This is a genomic window from Apilactobacillus ozensis DSM 23829 = JCM 17196 (assembly GCF_001435995.1).
Lineage (GTDB): Bacteria > Bacillota > Bacilli > Lactobacillales > Lactobacillaceae > Apilactobacillus > Apilactobacillus ozensis.
This window is the reverse complement of sequence record NZ_AYYQ01000009.1, coordinates 1-8107: the sequence shown is the minus strand read 5'-3', so window position 1 is coordinate 8107 and position 8107 is coordinate 1. Positions and strand designations below refer to the sequence as shown.

At 27.4% G+C, this 8107-nt stretch carries 10 protein-coding genes; 2 read left to right on the top strand and 8 right to left on the bottom strand.

Annotated features, from left to right (window positions below):
• Positions 1-97: 97 nt before the first annotated feature.
• The 8 genes from FD06_RS02400 to FD06_RS07590 all read right to left on the bottom strand — a co-directional run bounded on the left by FD06_RS02400 (position 98) and on the right by FD06_RS07590 (position 5017).
• A complete protein-coding gene (locus FD06_RS02400) occupies positions 98-445 on the bottom strand; it encodes a hypothetical protein (protein ID WP_054658816.1) in 348 nt (115 codons plus the stop codon).
• 330 nt (positions 446-775) lie between these two features.
• A complete protein-coding gene (locus FD06_RS02395) occupies positions 776-931 on the bottom strand; it encodes a hypothetical protein (protein ID WP_156403080.1) in 156 nt (51 codons plus the stop codon).
• Positions 932-1188: 257 nt separating this feature from the next.
• Complete coding sequence (locus FD06_RS02390; RefSeq protein WP_056965857.1) at positions 1189-1488, bottom strand: type II toxin-antitoxin system mRNA interferase toxin, RelE/StbE family; 300 nt, start codon at positions 1486-1488, stop codon at positions 1189-1191.
• Positions 1478-1765 (bottom strand): type II toxin-antitoxin system RelB/DinJ family antitoxin, encoded by a 288-nt coding sequence (locus tag FD06_RS02385; protein WP_056965856.1) that lies wholly within the window; start codon positions 1763-1765, stop codon positions 1478-1480. Before FD06_RS02385 ends, FD06_RS02390 begins: the two co-directional genes overlap by 11 nt.
• A gap of 178 nt (positions 1766-1943) precedes the next feature.
• A complete protein-coding gene (locus FD06_RS02380) occupies positions 1944-2684 on the bottom strand; it encodes a dihydrofolate reductase family protein (protein ID WP_056965854.1) in 741 nt (246 codons plus the stop codon).
• Between the two features lie 115 nt (positions 2685-2799).
• A complete protein-coding gene (locus FD06_RS02375) occupies positions 2800-3783 on the bottom strand; it encodes a helix-turn-helix domain-containing protein (protein ID WP_056965852.1) in 984 nt (327 codons plus the stop codon).
• A 28-nt stretch (positions 3784-3811) separates the two neighbouring features.
• A complete protein-coding gene (locus FD06_RS02370; protein WP_056965850.1) occupies positions 3812-4630 on the bottom strand; it encodes an oxidoreductase in 819 nt (272 codons plus the stop codon).
• A 210-nt stretch (positions 4631-4840) separates the two neighbouring features.
• The gene (locus FD06_RS07590) at positions 4841-5017 is read right to left on the bottom strand and encodes a hypothetical protein (RefSeq protein ID WP_156403079.1); all 177 of its coding nucleotides are present in this window, start codon (positions 5015-5017) and stop codon (positions 4841-4843) included.
• A gap of 90 nt (positions 5018-5107) precedes the next feature.
• Here FD06_RS07590 and FD06_RS02365 point away from each other — a divergent pair, with 90 nt between their 5' ends.
• Together FD06_RS02365 and FD06_RS02360 are read left to right on the top strand one after the other, a co-directional pair.
• Positions 5108-5692 (top strand): tyrosine-type recombinase/integrase, encoded by a 585-nt coding sequence (locus FD06_RS02365; protein WP_056965848.1) that lies wholly within the window; start codon positions 5108-5110, stop codon positions 5690-5692.
• 319 nt (positions 5693-6011) lie between these two features.
• Complete coding sequence (locus FD06_RS02360) at positions 6012-6638, top strand: hypothetical protein (protein WP_056965846.1); 627 nt, start codon at positions 6012-6014, stop codon at positions 6636-6638.
• Positions 6639-8107 lie beyond the last annotated feature (1469 nt).

The following is an 8107-nucleotide window of genomic DNA, read 5'->3' as shown; positions in this document are numbered from 1 at the left end:
GTAGAGAACTGAGTAGAGAACTGAGTAGAGAACTGAGTAGAGAACTGAGTAGAGAAAAACGCCCTCAAATAAGTTTAAGGGCGTTTTTTGTGTATATTTATTCAACAATGGTTGGTTTATAAGGCCTAGAAAGTTTGAATCTAACTTTCTTCTTATCTTTTTTGGTAGGGTCTTTATAGGTTTCAATAGTACATCTAAATTGAATTTTAGTTCCTTTATCAATTTGTCCAAGTGATTTAAATGTTTTTCCATAAGATATTTTATTGTATTTGTTTAAGAAAGGGACGGATTGATTTTCTAAGGTGATATCTGACAGCATGATCATATTTTGTAAATAAAATTTATGTTTATTTTTGTATGATTTGGTTTCTTTGGTGCCGAAATATGTGGCAGTTACTAAATGTCTTCCATGATTGCCTACTTCTTTTAAATCTATATTTTCCAAGATAATCACTCCTTTAATAATTTAAAAACTTCTATCAACTTTTATAGTTTGAAAGGCGTTTTTTAAGTATATATATTTGATTATAGATAAGGATAAATTTTGAGTGAAATATTATCTAACCAAATTAGATTACTTTATTTACTTTTAAATTAATTTTACTAGAAAATGTAGGATTAAATAAAATACTAGAATCCATGCTAACAAGACATTGATATATTTCCAATTAGGTTTATTTCTAGTAACTTTTAAGTCCCATTTATGTCCTTTTTTACTTTTGCTAAATTTATGATAGATGACCTTGTCTTTTGTGTTGTTTAATTTTATTGATCCTTACTTATTTTGAATTTTTTGAATATGATTGACTATTTTTTGTAGATATCTTTCTTTGTCTTCATCAGTTACATTTTGATGAAAGATTTCATCTATTTCTTCAGTGTTTCTGAAACCAAGCTTTTTTTGACCATTTTCGTCTGTTTTTATCCCCATAATGATGGTGAAAGCATCCAGAACTTCTTTATAGTTTTTGTTCATGACAACATAATTTCCTTTAAAATCTTCACTATCTTTGATTTCTTTATGTTGTTTTAAGACTTCTTTACCAATGTTTTGAATGTTTTTTTGTTTCTTTTCTCTTTTAAAGTAACAAAAAAATCCATCAAATTAATTGCGATCATACGCATTAATTTGATGGATTAAAACCTAAAACCTAAGTTCTAAAATACTTACAAATAATTATTTTATTTCTATAAAATTTTATGTTGTCCTGTATCAACCAAAGTTAAGATTAATTGATTATCACTTATTTTATAAATAACAATCCAGTTATCCAAAGTCTTATGATTCTTGTTTGCTAATCTTCCAGGATGAAATGCTCTATACCCCTTCCAATTATTACTCAATGAATGGTCTTTGATTTTTAATAAAATATTATTATTGTTTTCTGCAATAGCAATTAAACCTTTTTGTATTAATTCAACCGGATAATGTTTTTTCAACATTTTTTTATAAGAATGGTCAAATTTTTTAGTTCGTTTAATTTCCATCTCTTACTTCTTTTTGCATTTTTTTGGTGTATTTTTCAAAATCTTTTAATGATCCGATTGTTTTAGTTTCACCCTTTTCAACTTCATCTTTAGCTTCTAAAGCGTCTGGTGTATTTAAATAAGCATCGTCCTGACCATTAGCAATATTGGCTAAAGCAAATTGAATGTAATTTGATATACTTAAACCATGTTTATCTAATTCTTTTTCAGCGGCTTTTTTCACTTTTGGAGCAATTCTGACACTGATTCTTTCGCTTTTTTGTTTAATTTTAGGCACGGTATATTCCTCCTGTCATTCATATGTCATACATATATTGTATTTTATTTTTTAATTAATATCAAATATATGTATTAATTAAAAAGGAACCCCTAAATAGTTGTTGCGCTTTAGGGGTTCCTTTATTTCATTTTAATTATTATCTATTTTAATCATATAAAGAATTTATTTTATAAGTTTAATTATTATTATTTATAGTATATGTTAGCCAAGCTATATTACCTTTTTTTTCAACTGTTTTTAAATTAAAGCTTACTGGTTTATCACCAGACATACCGTCTTTGGATTGAAATAAAGATGGGGTATCGGGACTTCCATCAGCTGTTGGCATAACTAGCAAACTAATTTCGTCACAAAGATTTTGTTGTATGAGTGACCAATTTAAGATACCGCCACCGCCAAGCATCAATTTTTCAATTTTAAATAATTTTTTTAATTTCATTAGAGCGGTCTCAAAGTCTATATTTTTATCACCAGCAATGATATATGAAATGTTTTTTCTTCTTAAAAAGTCTTTATATTCGTTGCTTGTTTCATTGGTAATGATTTCTATAATATTATTTGTTAAATTACCAAATTTAATAGTACTATTTTGCCAAGCTATTTTTCCCTTAGGATCAACTGAGATATAAAATTTATTATCTAAATTAATATCTTTTGCGATAAAATCCCCAGCTTTTACAATTTCAGCATTTGTATCTAATTCTGGCTTTTTGAATTTTGTTAGATTTTCATCTGTTGTTAATCTACCACACATTACACCTTGATTATCACCATAGCGACCTTCAGGGGTAAATCCTTCTACATAAAATAATTTTGTTGCATCACTATTTTCTTCTTCTAATTTTTTTCTATATGATCCTTTGATTTTTCCATTTAAGGAAGGTGCCATATAGCAAAACACATATGGACGATTCATTAACATTACCTCCTGTAAAAAATTGTAATTTAATATTACAGAAGATATTTTATAAAAATTATATTATTTTTGTAACATCATTCCATGACAATAAAATGTTAATTTATGCCAAATGCTATTTATCAATTTGTTTTTTGTATTCTAAAATAGTTTTTCCTGTCCAAACAGTAAAAGCTCGTAAAAAAGAATTGATTTCTTGATAACCTAATAAGAATGCTATGTCTGAACTACTCATGTTAGTGTTTTGTAAATAATTTTCGGCTAGAATTTTTCTTGTGTGATTTAATTGCTCTCTAAAAGTAGTATGTTCTTTTTTTAATGCTCTTTGAAGAGTTCTAGTACTTATATTTAATTTATAACCTACATCTTCAATGGCACATTTGCCAGCAGGCAATAAATTAATTAGAGTTGTCTGTACATGAGATTTATAGCTATTATCTGTTTCAAAATCATTTAAATTCTTATATAGAATAGGTTCTAAGAATTTAATCATATTTTCATTATAACTATTAAATTGAACTTTTAAGTCATTATTATAGAATATGATTTTATTAAAGTTTCCTTTTACTATATTACATGACATATATTTTTTGAATGATTCACTAAAATCATAGTTTGTAATAATCATTTTAGGATTTATAGGTTTATTAGTTGCTTTTCTAATTACATGGACTAAAAAAATGAATTCTATTTCTAATAGAAAAGATGGTATTCTTAATGCTATGTTGCTTGGTTCTATATTTATTTCAAAATTATCTTTATTTTTATCTAAACTATATTTAATTGGAGCAATTAATCTTTTATATTGTGATAATCTTGTGATAAATGATTCACCGTTTTTACTACAATACGATGTGAATATTGCTGGTGAGAATGTTTCTACATTGTCATAAGTAGCTAATTTGATTGGGACATTTTCATTCTTTATTTGTTCTCCTACAAGTGACATAAACATATAATATTTTTTTTCACTTAAAGATGGGTTATCTTGATTAAAAAAATTGAATGGTAAATGCATTTGATTAATGACTTTTTTAATATCTATTCCTAATAAATTAAAATATTTTATATATTGACCATCTAATATATAATTTTTCATTCTATAATTCCTTCTTTAGTTTATTATTTTAAGATACATGCATCATAATAAAATCAAATAATTTAGTTGGTAATAATGCATGCATTATTACACCAGGTTTTGCTGCTGTTCCCATTACATAACGTGTTTTTGGATTCTTTTTGTTCATTGCTTTAAGAATTTTTTTAGCAACTACATTAGGACTTGAAAGTCCATTGCCATTATATTGTTTCTTCATTCCATTGCCGGCTTTTAAAGCTTCTTTCTGATACACGGTATTTTTAGAAGAATTGATTAATTGATTTGCTGCAATCATTCCCCAATTAGTTTTTATACCACCAGGTTCTATTATTGCTACTTTTATACCAAATTTCTTAGTTTCCATTCTTAATGCATCACTTAAGGCTTCTACTGAATATTTACTAGCATGATACCAGCCACCAAAGTAACTAACCATTTTTCCACCAATAGAAGAAATATTTATAATTTTTCCATATTTTTGTTTTCTCATATATGGAAGTACTAATTTTGTTAGTTCAATCATACCAAAAACGTTGACTTCCATTTGCTTTTTTGCTTCTTCAATTGAAACGTTTTCTAATGCTCCATATGATCCATAACCAGCATTATTAATTAGTCCATCAATGGTGCCTTCTTTTTTTATTATTTGATTAATTGCCTTATTTCTTGAGAAATTATCAGTTACATCTAATTTAATTGGAGTAACTCCAAATTCTTTTAATGAATTTAATTTATCTAATCTTCTACCTCCTCCATAAACTTTATATCCATTGTTTGCTAATATTTTAGCGGTTGAGTATCCAATTCCACTACTTGCACCCGTTATAAAAACAACATTATTTTTCATATTCGCTTCCTCCTCTATATAAATATTATATTTATTATTGGTTATTTATATAATGTTTATATGCGCCAATTAATAATCAATTTACGACAGTTATTTATTAATTCAAATATGTATCATAATATGCTAACAACACCCCATGATTACCGTAATGGTAGTCATGGGGTGTTGTTTTTGCTTAAATGGGTGTTATTATTATTTCATAGATAATTATTACACCTGTTTAGAGCTAATTTTATTATTTAGATAATTGGCAATATGTTTACTAAAAGTTATACCGAAAAAGCCAATTAGCAAACCTAATAGTAATAAACTTTTTGGTAAACAAACAGACATTACAACGATTATAAAACCAGCAATCATTATTATATTTTCGAGTTTATTTTTCATAACAACATCTCCATATTGAATTGATATAATTAAATATTAATATAAATAAATTTTTGTATATTATGCTTATTAAGAAAGGATATATTTATTATGAAACAAATGGTCTATCCTATTAAAGATTCCAATGTTTTAAGTGAAGTACAAGACACTCTTTTACATAATTTTCGTTGGGGACTTCGTAATTTAACCATTTTTCAAGTGGGCAAAGCGACCCTCTTACGTGTCAGTGACGTCTTAGCTTTACAATACAGCGACGTGTTTGATGAACAGGGATACATTAGGTCCCATGCGTACATTCACGATCAAAAAACCGGCAAGCCAAACAATTTATATTTAAAACCCGTGGAAAATGATTTAAGGACATATCATCAATGGTTAGTCGATAATCAAATTCATTCCAAATGGTTATTCCCCAGCAGCGAAAATGACAAGCACATTGATGGCCGTCAATTTTATCGAATCATGCAGAAAGTGGGCGATTTATTGAATATTAACTATTTAGGAACCCATACGATGCGTAAAACGGGAGCTTATCGTGTATATATTCAATCAAATTACAATATTGGATTAGTAATGAATCTATTGAATCATTCTTCTCAGTCCATGACTTTAAGGTATTTAGGTTTAGACCGTGAATCCACCGAAAAAATTTTAAATAATATTGATTTTGGTTAATAATTAACATTATTCAATATGATTTTTAATCTACTTTTTTAAATATATTTTTCAGTTTTATATAATTTGTAATTAACTTTGTCTATCATTCTTTAATCTTTTTAAATTTATCAACTGTAACATCTTTTAAACTTAATAGTACAATTCTTACCTATTATTTTTTGACCAATTTTTTATTTTCTTATTTTTTACAAAACCATCCAAATATGTATTAATTATTAAAAAAATTTTATTTAATTCTGCAATAATTAAATTATTATGTTAAAGTGATTATAACATTTTAATCATTTTGCCATTATATGAAAGGATGTCTTGTATTATGTTAAAAAATTCATGGAAAAAAAGTCTATTTAAATTAGGTATTGTATCATTAACAGCTTCATCATTGGCTACAGTTTCTATTGGTACTTTGTCTGCAAGTGCTGATTCAAGTTCTAATGATATTAATTATCAAACTTTCAACACTAGTGATAATGGATCATTACCAATTAAAAATAATGTATCAGAAGAACAAATAGTTTCTGGAAATCAATTTTTAAACAATTTAAAATCAAATAATCCTTCCATATATGCAAAGATGGATCAAAATACTATTAACGAAATAAAAAATATTTCAAATGTTGCTAGTGTTTCTGTTCAAAATCCAAATCCAATCGAATCTAGTCTACAAGGTGGTACTTATGTTAAAGTTCATAAGAGCACATACACAATTTATATTAACTCAGCAATAATTAAGGTAGCTAAATGGGCTGGAGCAGGTGCAATTGGTGCAGCAGTTGGATTGGGTGTTATTGCTGCACTACCAACTGGGGGAGCTTCTACAGTAGCTGCAGAAGCAATTTCTAGTGTCATTGTCGGAGCTATTGGTACTATTAATAGTGATAGAGGAGCATGGTTTAGATTTAAAAAAGGAACTACATTTATGACAGCATTTGGAGAACAATAAAATGAATTCTTATAAATTATTTTTATTGTTATTTTTACCTATTTTTATAATATCAGCAATAACAACAACAATAATAGATAATGTTAGAAATTTTCATGTACTAATATATTTGGTATCGTCTTTAATTCAGTTTGTTATTTTGCTAATCTTATTAAGAAAATATAAAAAATAGTTTAACAAAACTATCTTTATTTAAGAAATTTGTTCTTGATATTGTTATTAAAAAACGGGCCCTATTATTATTTTAATAATAGGGCCCGTTTTTTCTTTATTATTACTTTCTAATATTTTGAATTAAATTTAAGGTTAAAATACTTGATTAATTATGCTTTAAATTAGTTCTCTCATTCAGCTATTTTAAGAATTAAATACAGTTTTGTTATTTTGCATTTCTATTATATAAATAAACTAGATTTAATTTATAGAACATGAAATATAAATATTAATTTTTACTTATTTCTATAATTTTAATGTATAATTTTTGGGTTTAATATTAGTTATAATAAATTCTATTAATGGTTAATTTTACTTAATGTAAAAATTACAAATGATATATACATTAAAAAAATTTGCTAAAATAATTTAATATGATATTCTTAATATATAAATTAAATAAACGGCTTTAACGTAAAAATTGGGTAACAAAAAAGCCATGACTGGACATCATGACTTTAATGCTTGTTACTTAAGGCTAGCACGGCAATACTAGCTTGCGTTGATACCAGTTAACAAACACTTAACTGATATTTAATCAAAAGAAATGGACGTTTCTTTTGATTACTTTACAGGGTTTATAATATCAAATAAATTCCTAAAAAGCAAAAAATATTAAGTAAAAGTTTGGAACTGGATCACGTAAGTTGGTTCAGTTCTTTTTATTTGCGTTATTATCCAACAGGAATGACAATCTTGCTTAATATCTCTGTTAAGTTAAATGAGGGTGGTACCCTTCTGTTCGTCACAAAATGAACCCGTGATTATGGAAATACCATAACTGTAGTTAACGTGTGGAAGGACCATAGGTGTGCTGAACCTTTGTTGTATGCAACGACAATAAGAAACAGCGGCAGAGCCAGAAATCAAATGGCTGGAAGTCTAGGGAATGCTATATTCAATCCTGCTAGCAAGCGTGAGTTTTTAAAATTTCTCACTAAAAACCAAAAAGAAGTCGACTCTTTGACGTAAAAGGTAGAGGCTAGGAGGAACAAGGGCTGGATGAGTTTAAACTGAATACTGTGAAGTTCGACTGAGGACGCAATCAGAAATGATAGAGCCTTGAGCCGAGCGATGAACAGACTTTAAAAGAGACGAAGTCTCTCGATAGTTGAGCCACTTTTAGGCTAACTATCGAGAGAGCTAGCTAGCATAGCGAGCTATGCTCTTCCTAAGGTTCAAGGTCCTAGTACGCCTAACTAGAGAACTGAGTAGAGAACTGAGTAGAGAACTGAGTAGAGAACTGAGTAGAGAAC